Here is an 18609-nt window from a genome sequence, read left to right as displayed (position 1 = left end):
GAAGTTTCCAAAAAAAATTTTGTTCTGAGGTGTAAGTAACGCTCGTATAGATTGGTTTTAGGCGTTTACATACAAATGAAAGAATAAAGTTAATTGGACTGTTTTAATAATGAGCAGGGGGTTTTTAGCCACTGCTCATTATTAATTATTTGACTAACTTATATATGTTTACTTTTAGTATGAAAAGTGTGTAAAATCAATGTGAAACATAGAAAAAAGGGTGGGGAATTACGTGCAAATTAGCAGTGCGATTTTATGTTTCGTCTTATATGCGTATGTTATTATTGCGGCGGTTTATTTTGGGATAAGTTTTTATGCCTATCGTCTAGTAGATAATAATGAATATGACGAAACATACAAATGGGTGAAGAGATATTTATCACCTGTACTAGAAATTATGAATGGGTTTGTGCTCTTTTTATTTATTGGATTAATTGCTTTCTCAACGAGTTTAGTAGGGAATAAAACTACGTTATTTGTATTGGGTATCATTATTTTTATGCTGTTAGGAATAAGGATTGGTAATACGGTCTTTTGGAATGAAAGAAAAGTAGATGGTTGGACGGGAATGTTAATTCCGTGTATGTTAGCTGCAATCGTGACAAATATAGAACATGAATATTATCAATTACATTTTTGGCTCATTATCGTTTTAACAATTCTTTCTGTTTTGTATATAAGCACAGTAGTACTAACATATATTGCACATGAAAAAGGAGATGTTAAAGGCACTCGTTTCTTTAGAGGACGGGCATTATTTTGGAGTGTGCCGACGATGGCAGTTATCGCGCTTATTGCGATATTAGTAAATGGATATCAATTTTCTAATTGGCAACTATTTTTAGAAAATTGGTGGATCTTTATCTTTTCGTTTATTGCTTTTTTAGGTGCAACGCATTATTTATTTCATCAACATCATTACATATGGGCGTTGTTATTTGCATTCATACAGCTGCTATTTGCCTTTTTTGGTCAAGAAACATTATTATTCGTTTTTGAAACATTTAGTTCGTTTGGAAATATATTTGTATTTGCTATGTTACTTGTTGGTATCGCTTTTTACTTGAAACAATATTTTTATATACAAAAACAAAAATAAGAGCTAATTACAGTTTTTGTGACGCATATAAAGTGTGTTACACTGAAAATAAATAGTACTTGAAGTTATTGGAGGAATTCCTGTGGGTGAGAAAGAAAAAGAGTTTGCTGTCATTGGACTTGGTCGCTTTGGTGGAAGTATTTGCCGAGAACTAGCTCAATTAGGTATGGAAGTAATGGCAATCGATTCAGATGAGGATAAAATTAATGAATTTGCAAATATAGCTTCGCATGCTGTAATTGCAGATTCAACAGATGAGATGGTATTAAAAAGCCTTGGTATTCGAAATTTTGATCACGTAGTCGTTGCTATTGGAGATAATTTAAATTCAAGTATTTTAACGACTTTGATTTTGAAAGAGTTGGGTGTAAAAAATATTACTGTAAAAGCTCAAAATGATTATCATGAAAAAGTGTTAAGTAAAATAGGTGCAGATCATATTGTGCATCCAGAACGTGATATGGGAAAAAGGATTGCTAATAATATTGCATCAAGCAATGTGTTAGATTACCTTGAGCTTTCAGATGAGCATAGTATTGTAGAGATTATTGCGAATAAAAAAATTGATGGGCACTCTTTAATTGAATTAGATATTCGTGCGAAGTTTGGATTGAATATTGTAGCAATTAAACGAGGTAAAGAAGTTATCGTATCCCCTCGGGCTACGGAGAATATTCAAGCAGGAGATATATTAATTGTCATTGGTCATGACGATGAAGTGGATCGATTTAAACACTTTTTAAGATAAGAGAAAAGGACAATGCCTTCATAGCATTGTCCTTTTTCTTATATTTCCATAATGATTGGTAAAATCATTGGACGGCGTTTCGTTTTCTCATATAGGAATGGAGCTAATGTGTCTGTAATTTCATTTTTAATTTCAGACCATTGTGTTGTTTTACGCTCCATTACTTTTTCTAAATGAGTTGTAATTAATGTTTGTGCATCATTGATTAAATCACTGCTTTCACGCATGTAAACGAAACCGCGTGAGATGATATCAGGTCCTGCTGCAACTTTAAATTCTTTCATATCAATGCTTACAACTACAATTACAAGTCCTTCTTCAGAAAGGATACGACGATCTCGTAATACGATATTGCCGATATCTCCAATACCGTTTCCATCAATGTAGACCGAACCAGATGGGATTTTTCCAGCTACGCTAGCTTCATCCGAACGTAAAGCAAGAACATCGCCATTATCCATAATGAAGCAATTTTCTTCAGGGATACCACAATCATTTGCTATGTTCATGTGCATACGCTGCATACGATATTCACCATGAATTGGCATGAAGTACTTCGGTTTAATTAGACGTAACATTAACTTTTGTTCTTCTTGCCCACCGTGTCCACTTGTATGGATATTTGAAAGTTTCCCGTGAATTACATCAGCGCCAGCGCGGTACAACATGTTAATTGTACGACTTACGCTAATTGTATTTCCTGGAATTGGTGAAGAAGAGAAAACAACTGTATCTCCAGGAATAATTTGAATTTGGCGGTGTGTACCGTTTGCAATACGTGAAAGTGCTGCCATCGGTTCACCTTGACTACCTGTACATAAAATAACAACTTTATTAGCTGGTAAGCGGTTTAGTTGAGATGCATCTATGAATGTATCTTTCGGGCAACGAATATAACCAAGGTTTTGTCCGATTTCAATCGCTGCTTCCATACTTCGACCAAACACAGCTACTTTACGGTTGTTTTCAACAGCAGCTTCAATAACTTGTTGTAAGCGGTGAATATTTGATGCAAAGGTTGCGAATATAATCCGTCCGTCTACTTTACGGAAAATGTCTTGAATGCTATCACCAACGCGACGCTCAGACATAGTAAAGTTTGGAACTTCACTGTTCGTACTATCAGATAATAGACATAGCACGCCATCTTTACCGATTTCAGCCATTTTTGTTAAATCAGCTGGTTCACCAACTGGTGTGAAATCAAATTTGAAATCACCTGTATGAACAACTTGACCTTGAGGTGTTTTCACAACAACGCCGTACGAATCTGGAATACTGTGAGTTGTACGGAAGAAGGATACAGACGTTTTTTTGAATTTAATAACGTCATCTTCTTGAATTTCGTAAAGTTTTGCTTTACGAAGTAAGCCGTGTTCTTCTAATTTATTTTTGATGAGTGCAATTGCTAATTTTCCGCCGTAAATCGGAATGTTCACTTGACGTAATAGATAAGGAATTCCGCCGATATGATCTTCGTGACCATGTGTAATGAATAACCCTTTAATTTTATCTTCGTTTCGCACAAAATAAGTGTAGTCTGGTATTACATAATCGATTCCGAGGAGTTCGTCCTCTGGAAATTTAATTCCAGCATCAATTATAATAATTTCATCTTGAAATTGAACAGCGTATGTATTTTTACCGATTTCACCAAGCCCACCGAGAGCAAATACAGCAACTTGGTCGTTTTTTAGAAATTTCATATCGCTATACGATTTCCGCTAATGTTAAATCAGCGTTTTCTTTTTCATATTCAAGATGAGCGCCAGTAACAGACTGAACAAACTCGATATTATATGCGAACTTATTTAATTTTGTACGAACATCTTTTTCAGACGTAGCCTCTAAATATAAAACTTTTGTATTTTCACGTACTGGAACCTCAGTTAATTTTTCTTGATAAAATACTTTAAAAATCATTTGGAAAACCTCTCCTTGTCTATGTTTTGCATTATCTGTTACTTATTATAAAGCAAACAGTCCCGATTTTCATGTTTTTTCGAATGAGAATGAAGAAAAAGCCCGAAATGGGCACAATTTAAGCGATTGTCTTTTTACGGACTAGACCGTTTAAATAACGCTTGAGCTTTTTCTTCAGCTTCTTCAGCATGATTACTCCTTCCTTTCCTTATTTTAAACATGCATATTAATAGTGAAAATTCTATCTCTGATATAAGAGATAGGACAAAAGTGAATGGTGAGTCTTGTCCTCTCCCATACAGTGAAAGTTATTCTATAGTAACGATTAGTAGCCGTTAGTTATAGGTATAGTATGAGGAAGAATGGAAAAGAAAATTCATCCGAACAAGTATCCACATGTTTTACTAATATATATATGCAAAGTTTGTAAATAAGGTCAGAAAGGGAACGCTTTCTTCACAGATGTTTAATATGTTATACTTTTTTTTAGAATTTGAAAAGTGATATTCAAAATAGGAATATAGAGTGCCAGAAAGGATTTTGACAAATGAATGATAAAATTGTTTTTTTTGATATTGATGGAACATTATTAGATCATGATAAAAAAATTCCGCAATCTACACGAGATGCAGTAAAACAGTTACAAGAAAAAGGTGTACATGTAGCAATTGCGACAGGGCGCGCGCCATTTATGTTCGAAGATATTCGCAAGGAACTTGATATACATAATTATGTTAGTTTTAATGGACAATATGTTGTCTTTGAAGATGAGGTAATATTTAATAATCCGTTACATCCAGATGCTTTACATAAGTTTACTCAGTTTGCAAAACAAGAAGGATATCCACTTGTATATCTTGACCATCAAGATATGAGAGCATCAGTGGAATATCATGATTATGTGAAAGAAGGCTTTGGAAGCTTAAACTTTGAGCATCCAGCATATGAGCCTAATTTTTATGAGGAACGTAATATTTATCAAACACTACTTTTTTGTGAAGTAAATGAAGAGGAAAAGTTTATTAATCATTATCCAGATTTTCATTTTATTCGTTGGCATGCATATTCAATGGATATCATTCCGAATGGTGGTTCTAAGGCAAAAGGAATTGAGAAATATATTGAAAAGTTAGGTTTTAATCGTGATCAAGTATATGCATTTGGAGATGGCTTAAATGATTTAGAAATGATCGAAGCCGTTGGCACAGGTATTGTGATGGGAAATGGCCATGAAGACTTGAAAAAACTTGCAAATCATGTGACAAAGGACGTTAGTGAAGACGGTATATATCATGGACTAAAGTGGGCTGGATTGCTGTAAGTGAATATGGAACCCATTTCATAATAAAAAGGCGGAAGATTAACTTCCGCCTTTTTATCACGCTATTTGCCGGGTAGTAAGACCCCCACCTCAAAATTCAGCAAAAGCAAAGAAGTTAGGTGGGGGCCTGCTGCCCGATTGGTGAGGGCTAATAATCAGTGGGGGATGAACAAAACCCCCACTGATTAAAGTTTCACTTTATTATTATCGCTCTAGAGGTTTGGAATCATCAGGAGCGGCAAATGGATTTTCTTTATTAATATGGTCATAGAACATAACGCCATTTAAATGGTCAATCTCGTGCTGGAATACGATTGCTGGTAAACCTTTTAAACGTAATTTTACTTCTTCCCCGTTAATAGAAGTTGCTTTTACTGTAATTCTTGTATAACGAGGAACATAACCAGGTACTTCGCGGTCTACAGATAGACAGCCTTCACCGCCCTGTAAATATGTACGTTCAACAGAATGGCTAATGATTTTTGGATTGAATAATGCATGGCTATATAATGTACCGTCCGCATCGGTTACATGAACTGCAATCATTTTTTTTGAAACACCGATTTGCGGAGCCGCTAATCCGATTCCAGGGCGTAAACTATATTTTTCAGCCATTTCAGGATCTTGGCTATTTATTACAAATTCAATCATTTCTTTTAGGGTAGTTGTATCTTTTTCGCTTGCCGGTAATGAAACATCTTCTGCAACGTTGCGCAAAATAGGATCTCCTTCGCGAATAACATCTTTCATTGTAAGCATATGTAATCTCTCCTTTCCTCTTTAGTCTACCAAAGGAGATGGAAAAAGTCATCGGCAAGAAAGGGAAGGTATTTTGGAAATCGTTCTATTATAGAGTGTTTATGTATGTGATAAACAGAAAAAGACGGCAAAGCCGTCTTTTTCTTTCCATAGTTGTTTCGTTTTACATTAGCGAATGCAAGCAGCACCAACGATAATTAAAAGAATAAACAACACAACGATTAAGGCGAAGCCGCGTCCAGACCCGCCACAAGAACCGCCATAACCGTAGGAAGGATATGAACAAGTTGGATAGCAATATGAGTATCCGTACATGAGATGACCTCCTTTATCATTTCCCGCTAATACTGCGGTTACTATAATGTATGGAAGAGAGGGTAGAAATGTATAGGTATTTACCTAAAAAAGGAAGGATAGTTTGTATATTTTTGTTACGAAGAGAGAAAAACTAAAGAGAATTAAATCGTTTACATATTATTCTAAGAGAAAAAATAAGTGAAAAAGGGAATAATATAACAGTAGGTCAATGCTTACTAATACAGATGTAAAAAATAAAAACACGTTTGTGTAGTAGAAACCTGCATATTATTTATAAAAAAACGTATTCAAAGTAATTGACATCGTAATTAGAATAGTTGTAAACTAAAAAACGTGATCAAGATTGTATTAATATGTTTCTGAAAAAACATTAGTACAGATTGTTAGGTACACAAAATTATTCTCAACCGACAGATAAACATGTTGGTTTACATCGTTGCGCTTTTTAAACTGGAAAATAGCCAGTGAAAGCGTTTCAGAATATGGTTCAAGAGAGGAAGAGGTGAACGGAATGGGTACTAAAACAAAAAAGACCCTATTTAATGTTGATGAGCAAATGAAAGCTATCGCAGCTCAATTTGAAACATTACAAATTTTAAATGAAAACGGTGAAGTTGTGAATGAAGCAGCTATGCCTGAATTATCTGATGATCAATTGAAAGAATTAATGCGTCGTATGGTGTATACTCGCGTATTAGATCAACGTTCTATTTCTTTAAACCGTCAAGGACGTTTAGGTTTCTACGCACCTACAGCTGGACAAGAAGCTTCTCAATTAGCGAGTCATTTCGCACTTGAAGCAGAAGACTTCATCTTACCAGGATACCGTGATGTACCACAATTAGTATGGCACGGACTTCCATTATATCAAGCATTCTTATTCTCTCGTGGACACTTCATGGGTAACCAAATGCCTGAGAATGTAAATGCATTAGCTCCACAAATCATTATCGGTGCGCAAATCATCCAAACTGCTGGTGTTGCGTTAGGTATGAAACTACGTGGTAAAAAATCTGTTGCAATTACTTACACTGGTGACGGTGGTGCTTCACAAGGTGACTTCTACGAAGGTATGAACTTTGCAGGTGCATTCAAAGCTCCAGCAATCTTCGTTGTTCAAAACAACCGTTATGCAATCTCTACTCCAGTAGAAAAGCAATCTGCAGCTAAAACTGTAGCACAAAAAGCAGTAGCAGCAGGTATTTACGGAATTCAAGTAGACGGTATGGATCCATTAGCTGTATACGCAGCAACTGCTTTCGCTCGTGAGCGCGCAGTAAATGGCGAAGGTCCTACTTTAATCGAGACTTTAACATTCCGTTACGGTCCACATACAATGGCTGGTGATGACCCAACTCGTTACCGTACAAAAGATATCGAAAACGAATGGGAACAAAAAGACCCAATCGTACGCTTCCGTAAGTTCTTAGAAGCTAAAGGCCTATGGTCTCAAGAAGTTGAAGAGACAGTAATCGAAGAAGCAAAAGAAGATATCAAACAAGCAATTGCTAAGGCTGACCAAGCTCCAAAACAAAAAGTAACTGATTTAATGGAAATCATGTACGAAAAAATGCCTTACAACTTAGCTGAACAATATGAAATCTACAAAGAAAAGGAGTCGAAGTAAGCCATGGCTCAAATGACAATGATTCAAGCAATCACTGATGCTTTACGCGTTGAAATGAAAAATGATCCTAACGTACTTGTATTTGGTGAAGACGTTGGTGTAAACGGCGGTGTATTCCGTGCTACTGAAGGTTTACAAGCTGAATTTGGTGAAGATCGTGTAATGGATACTCCACTTGCAGAGTCTGGTATTGGTGGACTTGCAGTTGGTCTTGCACTTGAAGGATTCCGTCCAGTTCCAGAAATCCAATTCTTCGGTTTCGTTTTTGAAGTAATGGATTCAATTTCTGGTCAATTGGCTCGTATGCGTTACCGTTCTGGTGGACGTTGGACTGCTCCAGTAACAGTTCGTTCTCCATTCGGTGGTGGTGTTCATACTCCTGAACTACATGCTGATAGCTTAGAAGGATTAGTGGCTCAACAACCTGGTCTAAAAGTTGTTATTCCATCTACTCCATACGATGCTAAAGGTCTTTTAATCTCTGCGATTCGTGACAACGATCCAGTTATCTACTTAGAGCATATGAAATTGTATCGTTCATTCCGCCAAGATGTACCAGAAGGCGAATACACAATTGATTTAGGCAAAGCTGATATCAAACGTGAAGGTACAGATGTATCTGTTATCGCTTACGGTGCTATGGTTCACGCTGCATTAAAAGCTGCTGAAGAACTTGAAAAAGAAGGTATCTCTTTAGAGGTTGTTGACTTACGTACAGTTCAACCATTAGATATCGAAACAATCATCGCTTCTGTTGAAAAAACAGGTCGCGTAGTTGTAGTTCAAGAAGCTCAAAAACAAGCTGGTATTGCAGCTAACGTTGTAGCGGAAATTAACGACCGTGCAATCTTAAACTTAGAAGCTCCAGTTGTACGTGTTGCAGCTGCTGATACAGTATTCCCATTCTCTCAAGCAGAGAGCGTATGGTTACCAAACCACAAGGATATTGTTGAAGCTGTAAACAAAGTAATGAACTTCTAATTTTTAGTTTTTCATGTGCAAAAGAAATCAGCACATGCTGGTTTCTTTTGTACATATTCCATAATAATGAAATGAATCAGGGGGCTGAATTCCGTGGCATTTGAATTTAAACTACCAGATATCGGTGAAGGTATCCACGAAGGTGAAATCGTAAAATGGTTTATTAAACCAGGCGATGAAGTAAATGAAGACGATGTACTTCTTGAAGTACAAAATGATAAAGCAGTAGTAGAAATCCCTTCTCCTGTTAAAGGTAAAGTACTTGAAGTACTTGTAGAAGAAGGAACAGTTGCAATCGTAGGAGATACATTAATTAAATTTGATGCTCCTGGATACGAAAACCTTAAATTTAAAGGTGACGATCATGATGAAGCTCCAAAAGCTGAAGAAGCAGCAGTAGAAGCTCCAGCAGCGGAAGCTACTCCAGCAGCAACTGCAGAAGTAGTAAATGAGCGCGTAATCGCTATGCCATCTGTTCGTAAATACGCTCGTGAAAAAGGTGTAGACATTCATAAAGTAGCTGGTACTGGTAAGAATGGCCGTATCGTAAAAGCTGACATCGATGCATTTGCAAATGGTGGACAAACTGTAGCAGCAACTGAGGCTCCAGCAGCAGTAGAAGCTACTCCAGCAGCAGCGAAAGAAGAAGCACCAAAAGCACAACCAATTCCAGCTGGAGAATATCCAGAAACTCGTGAGAAAATGAGTGGTATCCGTAAAGCGATTGCGAAAGCAATGGTTAACTCTAAGCATACAGCTCCTCACGTAACATTAATGGATGAAGTTGATGTAACTGAGCTTGTTGCTCACCGTAAGAAGTTCAAAGCAGTAGCAGCTGACAAAGGTATTAAATTAACTTACCTTCCGTACGTTGTTAAAGCTTTAACATCTGCATTACGTGAATACCCAATGTTAAACACTTCTTTAGACGATGCATCTCAAGAAGTAGTTCATAAACATTACTTCAACATCGGTATCGCAGCTGATACAGACAAAGGTCTATTAGTACCAGTTGTTAAAGATACAGATCGTAAGTCTATCTTCACTATTTCTAACGAGATCAACGATCTTGCTGGTAAAGCACGTGAAGGTCGTCTAGCTCCAACTGAAATGAAAGGTGCTTCTTGCACAATTACAAACATTGGTTCTGCAGGTGGACAATGGTTCACTCCAGTTATCAATCACCCAGAAGTAGCAATCCTTGGTATCGGCCGTATCGCTGAAAAACCAGTTGTGAAAAATGGCGAGATCGTTGCAGCTCCAGTATTAGCATTATCTCTAAGCTTTGACCATCGTTTAATTGACGGCGCAACAGCTCAAAAAGCGTTAAACCAAATTAAACGTCTATTGAATGACCCACAATTATTAGTAATGGAGGCGTAATAACAATGGTAGTAGGAGATTTCCCAATTGAATTAGATACAGTCGTTGTTGGTGCAGGTCCTGGTGGATACGTTGCGGCAATTCGTGCAGCACAATTAGGTCAAAAGGTAGCAATTATTGAAAAAGCTAACCTTGGTGGCGTATGCTTAAACGTTGGATGTATTCCTTCAAAAGCGTTAATCAATGCAGGTCATCGTTATGAGAATGCAATGCATTCTGATGACATGGGTATCACTGCAGAGAACGTAAAAGTTGACTTTACAAAAGTTCAAGAATGGAAAAACGGCGTAGTTAAGAAATTAACTGGCGGTGTTGAAGGCCTTCTTAAAGGTAACAAAGTTGAAATCATTCGCGGTGAAGCTTACTTCGTAGATGCTAACACATTACGCGTTATGACTGAAGATGCAGCTCAAACTTATACGTTTAAAAATGCTGTTCTTGCAACTGGTTCTACACCAATCGAAATTCCAGGATTCAAATACTCTAAACGTGTTATCAACTCTACAGGTGCTTTAAGCTTACCTGAAATTCCTAAAAAACTTGTTGTAATCGGCGGCGGTTACATCGGTATGGAATTAGGTACTGCATATGCTAACTTCGGTACAGAAGTTACTGTAGTAGAAGCTGGCGACGAAATCTTAGCTGGTTTCGAAAAAGCTATGAGCTCTGTTGTTAAACGTGCTCTACAGAAAAAAGGTAACGTAAATATCCATACAAAAGCTATGGCTAAAGGCGTTGAAGAAACAGAAACTGGCGTAAAAGTTAGCTTTGAAGTTAAAGGTGAAATCCAAACTGTAGAAGCAGATTACGTATTAGTAACTGTAGGTCGTCGTCCAAACACTCAAGAAATCGGTCTTGAGCAAGTTGGAGTTAAAATGACTGACCGCGGCATCATCGAAATCGATGAGCAATGTCGTACAAATGTACCGAACATCTATGCAATCGGTGATATCGTTCCTGGACCACCATTAGCTCACAAAGCTTCTTACGAAGGTAAAGTAGCTGTAGAAGCAATTAGTGGCCATGCATCAGCTATCGATTACATCGGAATTCCTGCAGTATGCTTCACTGATCCAGAATTAGCATCTGTTGGTTACACTAAAAAACAAGCTGAAGAAGCTGGAATGACTGTAACTGTATCTAAGTTCCCATTCGCTGCTAACGGTCGTGCATTATCATTAAACAGCACTGACGGTTTCCTACAACTTGTAACACGTAAAGAAGATGGTCTTCTTGTAGGTGCTCAAGTTGCAGGTGCAGGTGCTTCTGATATTATCTCTGAGATTGGTTTAGCTATCGAAGCTGGAATGACAGCTGAAGATATCGCTCAAACAATCCATGCTCACCCAACATTAGGTGAAATCACAATGGAAGCAGCTGAAGTTGCTCTTGGAATGCCAATTCACATTGTAAAATAATTTAAGTAATGTAAATAGCCCCTCTCTTATTGTAAGAGAGGGGCTATTTTTATTTTCATCAAATGACTTGCAAGGTCTTTAAACGTACTTGTCGAATGAATATATAATACTTTAACAAATGATTTAGGCGTAACTTACTTCAAAGGTAATATATATCATCCTATAATATGTAATTGATTCAAACTTAACCCCATATATTAATAAAATAGAGCATGTCAAAGGAGAAGGTTCCATGAAAATATTACATGTTATATTTTATCATTTACTACTATGGAGTGGCTTTTCCACTGTATTAACATTATCGAATGGTGATAAGTTTCATTATAAAGTTATTCTTTTTTTCGTATTCCTGTATTTAGCCTATGTAATAGCATATTTTGTATTACACGTAAGAAAGCAAGCTTTATTTCTTACATGTTCGAATTGTATACTATTTTTAATCATATTATCTATTTTTTAAATTAACGTTTATAAAAATACATTGTTCTTCCATTAAATAATTGTAACTCTCCTTCTAATTTCTTCGCTAAAAAACGGCAAAATTCATTCGCTTTCCCTTTGTCACCATATGTTGCATTAGGTGGTAAAGAAACTTGGATGAAAGATTGTTTATTTTCTATACCAACACCAATATAAATTGAGTCATACCGGTCGTGATTGGATTGAAGTTTTAATGTTGTTGTAGATGTATCTAAAATTTCATAAGGAAAAGCGGTATTTGTATACGGGTAATTAATTTGGGCCCCAGTTTTAGAAGTAACTGTTTTATAATAATGAAAAAGTTGTTTTATATCATCTATTGAAACAGATTGTTGATTGGATTTAGGTACAAGCGTAATAAAGGCATGTTGCATATAAGTTCCCCCTAACTTAGTAGAATACTATTATTCTACATCCTACTGAATTTTTTGACAATTAAAAGGAGTATTACATGTTTTGTTTAATATACTAGTAATGAAACGTGATGTAGAAAGGTGGAAACCAATGTTTGAAAAATTGTATGATGAGCATGAAAGTGTGAAGGTACGATTTTTAGGGTTTATGACACATGATACACGTTATGATTTTGGTGTTATTTATACAAATATGTTTTTTGGAAAACCGCTCATTGTTTGTATGCAAACAGGAAGGTCTACTTTACTCGGACGAGATGATGTAGAGAATGTTCAATATATACAGGAGATTTTTAAATTAGGATCAGAAGAGGAAGCGAAGGAGTTAGCTCAGTTTTTCAAATTTCTAGTTCCGTCAACTTCTTTACATGCGGAATATGAAGAATAATTAATGTGAAACAGTCGTACTTATAAATATGGCTGTTTTTTATTTGAATATCGCATACTAATTAAAATTTAAAATATTTAATGTGTTATACTAAAAACCTATTGACGTAAAAAGTATAACATATTAAAATAAAGACAGAAAGTTAAGCGGTTACAAAAAAGTTTTTGGGATTATAAACTTAGGGGGAAATGAAAAATGGGAACAATCGTATGTCAAGATTGTGAAGGTACAATTGCACACTTCGAAGATGAGAAAGTAACGGTACTTTACGGGAAATGTGGATCTTGCGGATGTGATCACACAGAGCATACAAAAGCCCAATAATTGATAGGAAATGGACAGCTAAAAGTTTTTAGGACCATAAACTTAGGGGGAAATGAAAAATGGGAACAATCGTATGCCAAGTATGTGAAGGAACAATCGGACATTTTGAAGATGAGAAAACGACAGTACTTTACGGAAAATGTGGAACAAATTGTGACTGTGTTAGAAAAGATAATGCGAAAGCTTAATGATAAATAAATAGATTACTATTAAAACTCAGGGGGAAATGAAAATGGGAACAATCGTATGCCAAGTATGTGAAGGAACAATTGGACATTTTGAAGATGAAAAATCAACAGTACTATACGGGAAATGTGGATCTCATTGCGAATGTGACCATAAAGAACATACAAAAGCTTAATAATAAGAAAAAGCGCCTACATGTGTAGGCGCTTTTTTAATAAATTGTAGTTGTATGGCCAACTGTTGCAACGATTGCATCATCTCTAATTGGAATAAAGCTTATGGATGTCTGTGGTGTACTAGAAGAAGCGTATTGGCTCATTATACGGCTATCGATACGGGTAATAGTATCGGTCAAGAAAGCTGAAATAAAAGCGTAAGGGACTCGTCGTTCATTTAATGAATAAATAATTTCTTCTTTTGTTTTTACACCTACGCCATGTCCGTAAAAAAAGAAATTTCCTAAATAGATTGTGTTTTCTCCTTGCCACTCAATCGTAGCTGGATTCACTTGTGGGTTTTTAAAGTAAACGAGGTCACCTGGAACAAGGTCGCCACCGGTTTTTGTTATGAGCCTTAGATCTTGATCGTAGTCCCATGTATAAAGTAAAAGGTTTGCAAATAGACGATTGAAAGTTTCTTCCTCATACAATGATAATAAAGCTTTATAAAAAATAATGATCATAGCGGTTGCGCATTCAGTTCCATATAGTTTTCCGTTTTTGAAAATATCTTGTATGGCAATAGAAGGTGGTATGTTTGGAAGAAGCTCGAATCCTCCAAGGGATGTTCTTTTCCAATACTGGGGGTTGCAAAAAGATTGTTGAAATGTGCGAAATTGAAATCCACTTTGAAAAAGTTCTAGTGCAGAGATAATAATATTAACTCGTAAATTGAGATCAAAGCTGAGTTCATCAGCTGTTCGGAAGGAATAAACTTCTTGATTTCCTGCCATTATTGATAAAATTTGTTGTTTCTCTGCTACAAATGGCTCATATTCATTTGTAATATAAGGATGTACAATAGAACGGCCTATTACAATCATAATAGTATCCCCACCTATACGTTACATTCTTTAGTATCGTATGAAGAATAGGAAAAAAGGTGAAAAAAAAGCCTATCAACTGATAGGCTTGTACTCTTTAATAACACGTAATGTTTGTAATGTCATATCTTCAGGACCTTGTACAGGTAAACCTGCTTCTAAGTTTTTACGAATATACTCTAAGTTTTCTTGTGTAATAATTTCCCCCGGAGTAAAGATTGGAATCCCTGGCGGATAAACCATAACAAAATCAGCTATAATACGACCCGCTGCATTTTCAAATGGAATGACTTCTGTTTCCGAATAAAAAGCATCTCGAGGAGAAAGTGCTAGCACTGGAATTTCTGGAATCTCTACTTGTACTTGAACACCTTTATCTGCCCTATTTCTAAATGTTGCTGCTAAATCTTGTAATGCTGCAATAAGTGTATTTGTATCACTTTCTGTATCTCCCAAAGTGATAAGACATAGTATGTTGTATAGATCTGAGAGTTCTACTTCAATGTTATATTTCTCTCTAAGCCATACTTCAGCTTGGTGGCCGGTAATACCTAAATCTTTTACAGATACAATTATCTTTGTAGGATCATAGTTAAAGGTAGCATCTGTACCTAACATTTCTTTTCCAGGACAGTAAAGATGCTCAATAGAATTTATAGCATCACGAACATGTTCAGCTAATTGTATTGTTTGTTCTATGAGTGCTGTTCCTTCTGTAGCAAGACGTTTTCTCGCAACATCAAGTGATGCTAACAAGATGTAAGAAGTTGATGTAGTTGTAAGCATGCTAATAATAGATTGGACATGTTTTATATTCACCAAGCCTTCTTTCACATTAAGAATAGAACTTTGAGTTAAAGAGCCTCCTAATTTGTGAACACTTGTTGCTGCCATGTCTGCACCAGCTTGCATCGCTGACATCGGCAATTCATCGTGAAAATGAATATGAACACCATGAGCCTCGTCGACTAGTACAGGGATGTCATAAGAATGTGCTAATTGTACAATCTGTTCTAAGTCTGCAGCAAACCCAAAGTACGTTGGATTAATAACAAGTAAGCCCTTTGCATCTGAGTGCTCTTCAAGTGCTTTTTTGACAGATTGAATTGTGATTCCATGAGAAATACCGAGCTTCGGATCGATTTCAGGATGCATGAAAATCGGTTTTGCACCTGAGAAAATAATAGCTGACATTACTGATTTATGCACGTTTCGTGGTACTAGGATTTTGTCACCAGGACCGCAAACGCTCATCACCATTGTCATAATAGCGCCACTTGTACCTTGAATAGAAAAGAAAGTATGATCTGCACCGAATGCAGCGGCTGCTAAATCCTGTGCTTCTTTAATCATACCTTTTGGATGATGTAAATCATCGAGTGGCGCAATATTAATTAAGTCAATTGCTAATGCATTATGCCCAATAAATTCGCGAAATGTAGGATCCATGCCCTGTCCTTTTTTATGACCAGGAATATGGAATTGAATTGGATTTCGCTTACTGTGCTCAACTAAAGCGGTAAACAATGGTGTTTCGTATTGGGACAATCTATACACCCCTTCTTCTTCATAATATTTAGTATAATTTGTTTTATATAATCCTGCTCTAAAAAAGGTAAGTCTTTTTTTAGAATGAGGCTTGTTTTTCTGCCATTCAAAAAATCGTTTTTGAGATGGTAGCTTCACTTTATTTTCTATAAAACAAAAGCATTATATCACCAATAATTATAGATGTATAGAAAAAAATGTTTTTAAGGTGAGTATGTTTAATAGTTAGCCTCAACTAATGAATAGAGGAAGACAATTCCATTAAAATGAATAAATAGTGTATAATGCAGAGTGGCTATAATGAATAATAAAATATTCTCTTTAAGATAGCATAATGAAACAAGAAGAAATGATAAATGAGGTGCGAAATGGAATATCAATATCCGTTAGATTATGATTGGTCAAATGAGGAAATGGTTACAATTGTGAAGTTTTATGAAGCGATTGAGAAAGCTTATGAAAAAGGAATTATAAGAGAAGAATTAATGGGTTTATATCGTCGTTTTAAAGAGATTGTTCCATCGAAAGCAGAAGAAAAGAAAATTGATAAAGAGTTTCAAGAAGTAAGTGGATACTCTATATATCGTGCTATTCAAAGGGCAAAGGAAGTTGAAGAACAAAAGGTTGTAAAAATATAAAAATATTTTGAAAAATAAAAACTGAAGTGATATAATGTGATAACAACTAAAAACGGACAATATAAATTGTCCGTTTTCTACTATCGATTACAAAGTGCATATAAAGGAAGGAGTGGTTGCATCGTAGATTCAATCTTAGCAAGGAATTGTTCGTTGGTCATTGCTGAAAACTCCTCTGGTGATATATGAATACCAACTAATAATTCTGCTTTTTTTACAGTAGCTAGTCGTTCAATCATCTTTTGTAAGTCTTCGGTTTCAAGTGTTTTATGTAATTTCACACTTGGTTTAGTATGGTCAATGGACCAAACGAAGTCATTTGGAATATTTGTTTTTAAATCATTTAAATGTTCTAAGAAGGCATGAGCCGTCTCAACTTTTTGTGGACACTCATAGATTAAACCAAAGTATATGAAGGCATGAGTACCCCATAAGCCGATTTGGAAATGCGGTAGCATTTTATATCCTCGTTTATTTGTTGAAAAAGCAACCCAAGTATCGTTTGGTGGATTGACTTTCCGTCGTGCGTGTTTTGCAACATGATAAAAAAAGTTCTCATCAGTGTGTTTGGATAAGTATTCTGCAAATTGTTCCCCTAAAGCTTCTAGCTTAGGATGAATGTTCGTTTTAATTGCACTCATTCGTTCTTCGAGACCATCAACTGTAAAGACATCAAAATCAGTTGACTTGAATGTTTGTATTGTCATGATTGTTCCTCCAACTCCTATTTTGCTTTTATTTTAGCATAGCTTGTACTATTCATAAAAAAAACAGCACAAAAAAATTAAAATAAAAAATATAATTTTGTTGCATAGATGATTTATCCAACATAGTATAGTATAAAACAAAAAATCAGAAAATTGAATTAATTCTAGTCCGAGGGCAGACGAATATTGGGAGGAGGCAAATAATATGAGACAGGTGATTAATGCGTTAAAGAGAACAGATGCCGAAAAGAGAATACCGGTGCTACGTTTGGAGCTAGATTATGAATTAGCAACTTTATATGATGCGATGATGGAAGATGATAAACAGAAAAAAGAAGAGTGTGTACAAAAGTTAGAAGTGTTAAGACTTGAAATGATTCGTTTAGAAGCGTAATAATAGTATATGTATAAAAAATTAGTTGGTGCGAACCTTATAAAGGGTTCGTTTTTTCTGTGAACAGTATAGATCGGAGTGTTTAAACATGCAAGAAGTATGGAAAGACATCGATGCACACGCCAAACGGTGGATTCGGGATGCAGGAGAGCATTTGATGGCATCAATGAAAAAAGCACTTATTATAGAAACAAAATCAAATGCAGCTGACTTAGTTACAAATATGGACCGAGAGATAGAACGGTTTTTAATTGGGAAAATTAAAGAAACATTCCCGAATCATAATATTTTAGGAGAAGAGGGTTATGGAGACGAGATAAAGTCTTCTGGCGGGGTTGTTTGGTTAATTGATCCAATTGACGGTACGATGAACTTTGTTCATCAAAAAAGAAATTTTGCGATTTCAATTGGTATTTATGAGAACGGTATCGGAAAGATTGGACTTATTTATGATCCAGTGCACGATGAACTATATCATGCAGTCAAGGGATCCGGAGCTTTTTGTAATGATATATCAATTCCTCCATTGGAAAAAGGAACTGTAGAGCAAGGTATTGTAGCTTTAAATGCGATATGGCTTACAGATAATCCATTGCTTAATATGGAAAGTATGATGGCACTTGTTAAGAAAGCAAGGGGCACGAGATCATATGGCTGTGCAGCACTAGAGATGATATACGTTGCAACAGGAAGAATAGATGCATATGTAACGCCGAGATTATCACCATGGGATTTTGGCGGAGGACAGATAATTGTAGAAGAAGTTGGAGGTAAGGTGACGACATTCTCTGGAGCGCCACTTTCTATCATAGAGAAGAGCAGTGTGTTAGTTGCAAAACCAGGAGTGTATGAAGAAGTGTTATCGTTTATATTAGAGCAACAAAAAAAGTAAGAGGCTGTGTATAAGCTTCT

At 36.0% G+C, this 18609-nt stretch carries 23 protein-coding genes; 15 read left to right on the top strand and 8 right to left on the bottom strand.

What is annotated here, in order from left to right; translation table 11 throughout:
* Positions 1 to 232: 232 nt before the first annotated feature.
* Both DN403_RS03865 and DN403_RS03860 read left to right on the top strand, forming a co-directional pair.
* Positions 233 to 1099, top strand: coding sequence for a cytochrome C oxidase assembly protein (locus DN403_RS03865; RefSeq protein ID WP_149185308.1), 867 nt, complete (start codon positions 233 to 235; stop codon positions 1097 to 1099).
* An 82-nt stretch (positions 1100 to 1181) separates the two neighbouring features.
* On the top strand, positions 1182 to 1847 hold the full coding sequence (locus DN403_RS03860; protein WP_000504032.1) for a potassium channel family protein: 666 nt from the start codon (positions 1182 to 1184) through the stop codon (positions 1845 to 1847).
* Positions 1848 to 1885: 38 nt separating this feature from the next.
* Here DN403_RS03860 and rnjA read toward each other — a convergent pair whose 3' ends face one another.
* Both rnjA and DN403_RS03850 read right to left on the bottom strand, forming a co-directional pair.
* Positions 1886 to 3553, bottom strand: a complete 1668-nt coding sequence (gene rnjA, locus DN403_RS03855) for a ribonuclease J1 (RefSeq protein ID WP_000670375.1) — start codon at positions 3551 to 3553, stop codon at positions 1886 to 1888.
* Positions 3554 to 3557: 4 nt separating this feature from the next.
* Positions 3558 to 3770, bottom strand: a complete 213-nt coding sequence (locus tag DN403_RS03850) for a DNA-dependent RNA polymerase subunit epsilon (RefSeq protein WP_000576435.1) — start codon at positions 3768 to 3770, stop codon at positions 3558 to 3560.
* A gap of 547 nt (positions 3771 to 4317) precedes the next feature.
* Here DN403_RS03850 and DN403_RS03840 point away from each other — a divergent pair.
* Positions 4318 to 5091 (top strand): Cof-type HAD-IIB family hydrolase, encoded by a 774-nt coding sequence (locus DN403_RS03840; protein ID WP_000998269.1) that lies wholly within the window; start codon positions 4318 to 4320, stop codon positions 5089 to 5091.
* Between the two features lie 204 nt (positions 5092 to 5295).
* Here the strand turns inward: DN403_RS03840 and def are convergent, their stop codons facing one another.
* Together def and DN403_RS03825 are read right to left on the bottom strand one after the other, a co-directional pair.
* The gene (gene def / locus DN403_RS03830) at positions 5296 to 5850 is read right to left on the bottom strand and encodes a peptide deformylase (protein ID WP_000957043.1); all 555 of its coding nucleotides are present in this window, start codon (positions 5848 to 5850) and stop codon (positions 5296 to 5298) included.
* Between the two features lie 168 nt (positions 5851 to 6018).
* Positions 6019 to 6165: a YjcZ family sporulation protein gene (locus tag DN403_RS03825; RefSeq protein WP_000274562.1), complete on the bottom strand. Its 147-nt coding sequence runs from the start codon at positions 6163 to 6165 to the stop codon at positions 6019 to 6021.
* Positions 6166 to 6679: 514 nt separating this feature from the next.
* Between DN403_RS03825 and pdhA the strand changes: the two genes are divergently transcribed.
* The 5 genes from pdhA (at position 6680) to DN403_RS03800 (ending at position 12037) form a co-directional block, all read left to right on the top strand.
* Positions 6680 to 7795: a pyruvate dehydrogenase E1 component subunit alpha gene (gene pdhA, locus DN403_RS03820; RefSeq protein WP_000536895.1), complete on the top strand. Its 1116-nt coding sequence runs from the start codon at positions 6680 to 6682 to the stop codon at positions 7793 to 7795.
* 3 nt (positions 7796 to 7798) lie between these two features.
* On the top strand, positions 7799 to 8776 hold the full coding sequence (gene pdhB / locus DN403_RS03815; RefSeq protein WP_000068163.1) for a pyruvate dehydrogenase complex E1 component subunit beta: 978 nt from the start codon (positions 7799 to 7801) through the stop codon (positions 8774 to 8776).
* Between the two features lie 93 nt (positions 8777 to 8869).
* Positions 8870 to 10159, top strand: coding sequence for a pyruvate dehydrogenase complex dihydrolipoyllysine-residue acetyltransferase (gene pdhC / locus DN403_RS03810; protein ID WP_000863420.1), 1290 nt, complete (start codon positions 8870 to 8872; stop codon positions 10157 to 10159).
* 5 nt (positions 10160 to 10164) lie between these two features.
* Positions 10165 to 11577 (top strand): dihydrolipoyl dehydrogenase, encoded by a 1413-nt coding sequence (gene lpdA, locus DN403_RS03805; protein WP_000260104.1) that lies wholly within the window; start codon positions 10165 to 10167, stop codon positions 11575 to 11577.
* A 232-nt stretch (positions 11578 to 11809) separates the two neighbouring features.
* Positions 11810 to 12037: a hypothetical protein gene (locus DN403_RS03800; RefSeq protein WP_000697469.1), complete on the top strand. Its 228-nt coding sequence runs from the start codon at positions 11810 to 11812 to the stop codon at positions 12035 to 12037.
* Position 12038: 1 nt separating this feature from the next.
* On the opposite strand, the gene DN403_RS03795 is transcribed toward DN403_RS03800, so the two are convergent.
* Positions 12039 to 12431 carry a DUF1885 family protein gene (locus DN403_RS03795; RefSeq protein ID WP_001163296.1) on the bottom strand — a complete coding sequence of 131 codons (393 nt, stop codon included), beginning with the start codon at positions 12429 to 12431 and terminating at the stop codon, positions 12039 to 12041.
* A 130-nt stretch (positions 12432 to 12561) separates the two neighbouring features.
* Between DN403_RS03795 and DN403_RS03790 the strand changes: the two genes are divergently transcribed.
* From DN403_RS03790 to DN403_RS03775, 4 genes are all read left to right on the top strand, one after another.
* Positions 12562 to 12858 (top strand): DUF3055 domain-containing protein, encoded by a 297-nt coding sequence (locus DN403_RS03790; protein ID WP_000462038.1) that lies wholly within the window; start codon positions 12562 to 12564, stop codon positions 12856 to 12858.
* A gap of 195 nt (positions 12859 to 13053) precedes the next feature.
* Positions 13054 to 13182 (top strand): GapA-binding peptide SR1P, encoded by a 129-nt coding sequence (locus tag DN403_RS03785; RefSeq protein WP_000536778.1) that lies wholly within the window; start codon positions 13054 to 13056, stop codon positions 13180 to 13182.
* A 59-nt stretch (positions 13183 to 13241) separates the two neighbouring features.
* Positions 13242 to 13370 carry a GapA-binding peptide SR1P gene (locus DN403_RS03780; protein ID WP_000536807.1) on the top strand — a complete coding sequence of 43 codons (129 nt, stop codon included), beginning with the start codon at positions 13242 to 13244 and terminating at the stop codon, positions 13368 to 13370.
* A 44-nt stretch (positions 13371 to 13414) separates the two neighbouring features.
* The gene (locus DN403_RS03775; RefSeq protein WP_000536796.1) at positions 13415 to 13543 is read left to right on the top strand and encodes a GapA-binding peptide SR1P; all 129 of its coding nucleotides are present in this window, start codon (positions 13415 to 13417) and stop codon (positions 13541 to 13543) included.
* Positions 13544 to 13579: 36 nt separating this feature from the next.
* On the opposite strand, the gene DN403_RS03770 is transcribed toward DN403_RS03775, so the two are convergent.
* Together DN403_RS03770 and speA are read right to left on the bottom strand one after the other, a co-directional pair.
* The gene (locus DN403_RS03770; RefSeq protein ID WP_000635352.1) at positions 13580 to 14410 is read right to left on the bottom strand and encodes a protein-glutamine gamma-glutamyltransferase; all 831 of its coding nucleotides are present in this window, start codon (positions 14408 to 14410) and stop codon (positions 13580 to 13582) included.
* Positions 14411 to 14485: 75 nt separating this feature from the next.
* Positions 14486 to 15958 carry an arginine decarboxylase gene (gene speA, locus DN403_RS03765; protein ID WP_149185307.1) on the bottom strand — a complete coding sequence of 491 codons (1473 nt, stop codon included), beginning with the start codon at positions 15956 to 15958 and terminating at the stop codon, positions 14486 to 14488.
* A 368-nt stretch (positions 15959 to 16326) separates the two neighbouring features.
* Between speA and DN403_RS03760 the strand changes: the two genes are divergently transcribed.
* Positions 16327 to 16596 carry a UPF0223 family protein gene (locus DN403_RS03760; protein ID WP_000456553.1) on the top strand — a complete coding sequence of 90 codons (270 nt, stop codon included), beginning with the start codon at positions 16327 to 16329 and terminating at the stop codon, positions 16594 to 16596.
* Positions 16597 to 16676: 80 nt separating this feature from the next.
* On the opposite strand, the gene DN403_RS03755 is transcribed toward DN403_RS03760, so the two are convergent.
* Positions 16677 to 17303 carry a YktB family protein gene (locus DN403_RS03755; protein WP_000155316.1) on the bottom strand — a complete coding sequence of 209 codons (627 nt, stop codon included), beginning with the start codon at positions 17301 to 17303 and terminating at the stop codon, positions 16677 to 16679.
* A gap of 205 nt (positions 17304 to 17508) precedes the next feature.
* Here DN403_RS03755 and DN403_RS03750 point away from each other — a divergent pair, with 205 nt between their 5' ends.
* Positions 17509 to 17697 carry a hypothetical protein gene (locus DN403_RS03750; protein ID WP_001250164.1) on the top strand — a complete coding sequence of 63 codons (189 nt, stop codon included), beginning with the start codon at positions 17509 to 17511 and terminating at the stop codon, positions 17695 to 17697.
* Between the two features lie 88 nt (positions 17698 to 17785).
* Positions 17786 to 18589, top strand: coding sequence for an inositol monophosphatase family protein (locus DN403_RS03745; protein WP_086396388.1), 804 nt, complete (start codon positions 17786 to 17788; stop codon positions 18587 to 18589).
* Positions 18590 to 18609 lie beyond the last annotated feature (20 nt).

Source organism: Bacillus sp. AY2-1 (genome assembly GCF_008368965.1).
Lineage (GTDB): Bacteria > Bacillota > Bacilli > Bacillales > Bacillaceae_G > Bacillus_A > Bacillus_A thuringiensis_S.
Note: the sequence above shows the minus strand (reverse complement) of the source record. Positions and strands in the feature narration are given on the sequence as shown.

Coding starts and splice junctions, on each gene's coding strand:
- DN403_RS03850 (WP_000576435.1), bottom strand. CDS start 3,770: ATGATTTTTAAAGTATTTTATCAAGAAAAATTAACTGAGGTTCCAGTA.
- DN403_RS03770 (WP_000635352.1), bottom strand. CDS start 14,410: ATGATTGTAATAGGCCGTTCTATTGTACATCCTTATATTACAAATGAA.
- DN403_RS03790 (WP_000462038.1), top strand. CDS start 12,562: ATGTTTGAAAAATTGTATGATGAGCATGAAAGTGTGAAGGTACGATTT.
- DN403_RS03780 (WP_000536807.1), top strand. CDS start 13,242: ATGGGAACAATCGTATGCCAAGTATGTGAAGGAACAATCGGACATTTT.
- pdhA (WP_000536895.1), top strand. CDS start 6,680: ATGGGTACTAAAACAAAAAAGACCCTATTTAATGTTGATGAGCAAATG.
- DN403_RS03800 (WP_000697469.1), top strand. CDS start 11,810: ATGAAAATATTACATGTTATATTTTATCATTTACTACTATGGAGTGGC.
- pdhB (WP_000068163.1), top strand. CDS start 7,799: ATGGCTCAAATGACAATGATTCAAGCAATCACTGATGCTTTACGCGTT.
- DN403_RS03775 (WP_000536796.1), top strand. CDS start 13,415: ATGGGAACAATCGTATGCCAAGTATGTGAAGGAACAATTGGACATTTT.
- DN403_RS03760 (WP_000456553.1), top strand. CDS start 16,327: ATGGAATATCAATATCCGTTAGATTATGATTGGTCAAATGAGGAAATG.
- DN403_RS03795 (WP_001163296.1), bottom strand. CDS start 12,431: ATGCAACATGCCTTTATTACGCTTGTACCTAAATCCAATCAACAATCT.
- DN403_RS03755 (WP_000155316.1), bottom strand. CDS start 17,303: ATGACAATACAAACATTCAAGTCAACTGATTTTGATGTCTTTACAGTT.
- rnjA (WP_000670375.1), bottom strand. CDS start 3,553: ATGAAATTTCTAAAAAACGACCAAGTTGCTGTATTTGCTCTCGGTGGG.
- DN403_RS03785 (WP_000536778.1), top strand. CDS start 13,054: ATGGGAACAATCGTATGTCAAGATTGTGAAGGTACAATTGCACACTTC.
- DN403_RS03745 (WP_086396388.1), top strand. CDS start 17,786: ATGCAAGAAGTATGGAAAGACATCGATGCACACGCCAAACGGTGGATT.
- def (WP_000957043.1), bottom strand. CDS start 5,850: ATGCTTACAATGAAAGATGTTATTCGCGAAGGAGATCCTATTTTGCGC.
- DN403_RS03750 (WP_001250164.1), top strand. CDS start 17,509: ATGAGACAGGTGATTAATGCGTTAAAGAGAACAGATGCCGAAAAGAGA.
- DN403_RS03840 (WP_000998269.1), top strand. CDS start 4,318: ATGAATGATAAAATTGTTTTTTTTGATATTGATGGAACATTATTAGAT.
- lpdA (WP_000260104.1), top strand. CDS start 10,165: ATGGTAGTAGGAGATTTCCCAATTGAATTAGATACAGTCGTTGTTGGT.
- DN403_RS03825 (WP_000274562.1), bottom strand. CDS start 6,165: ATGTACGGATACTCATATTGCTATCCAACTTGTTCATATCCTTCCTAC.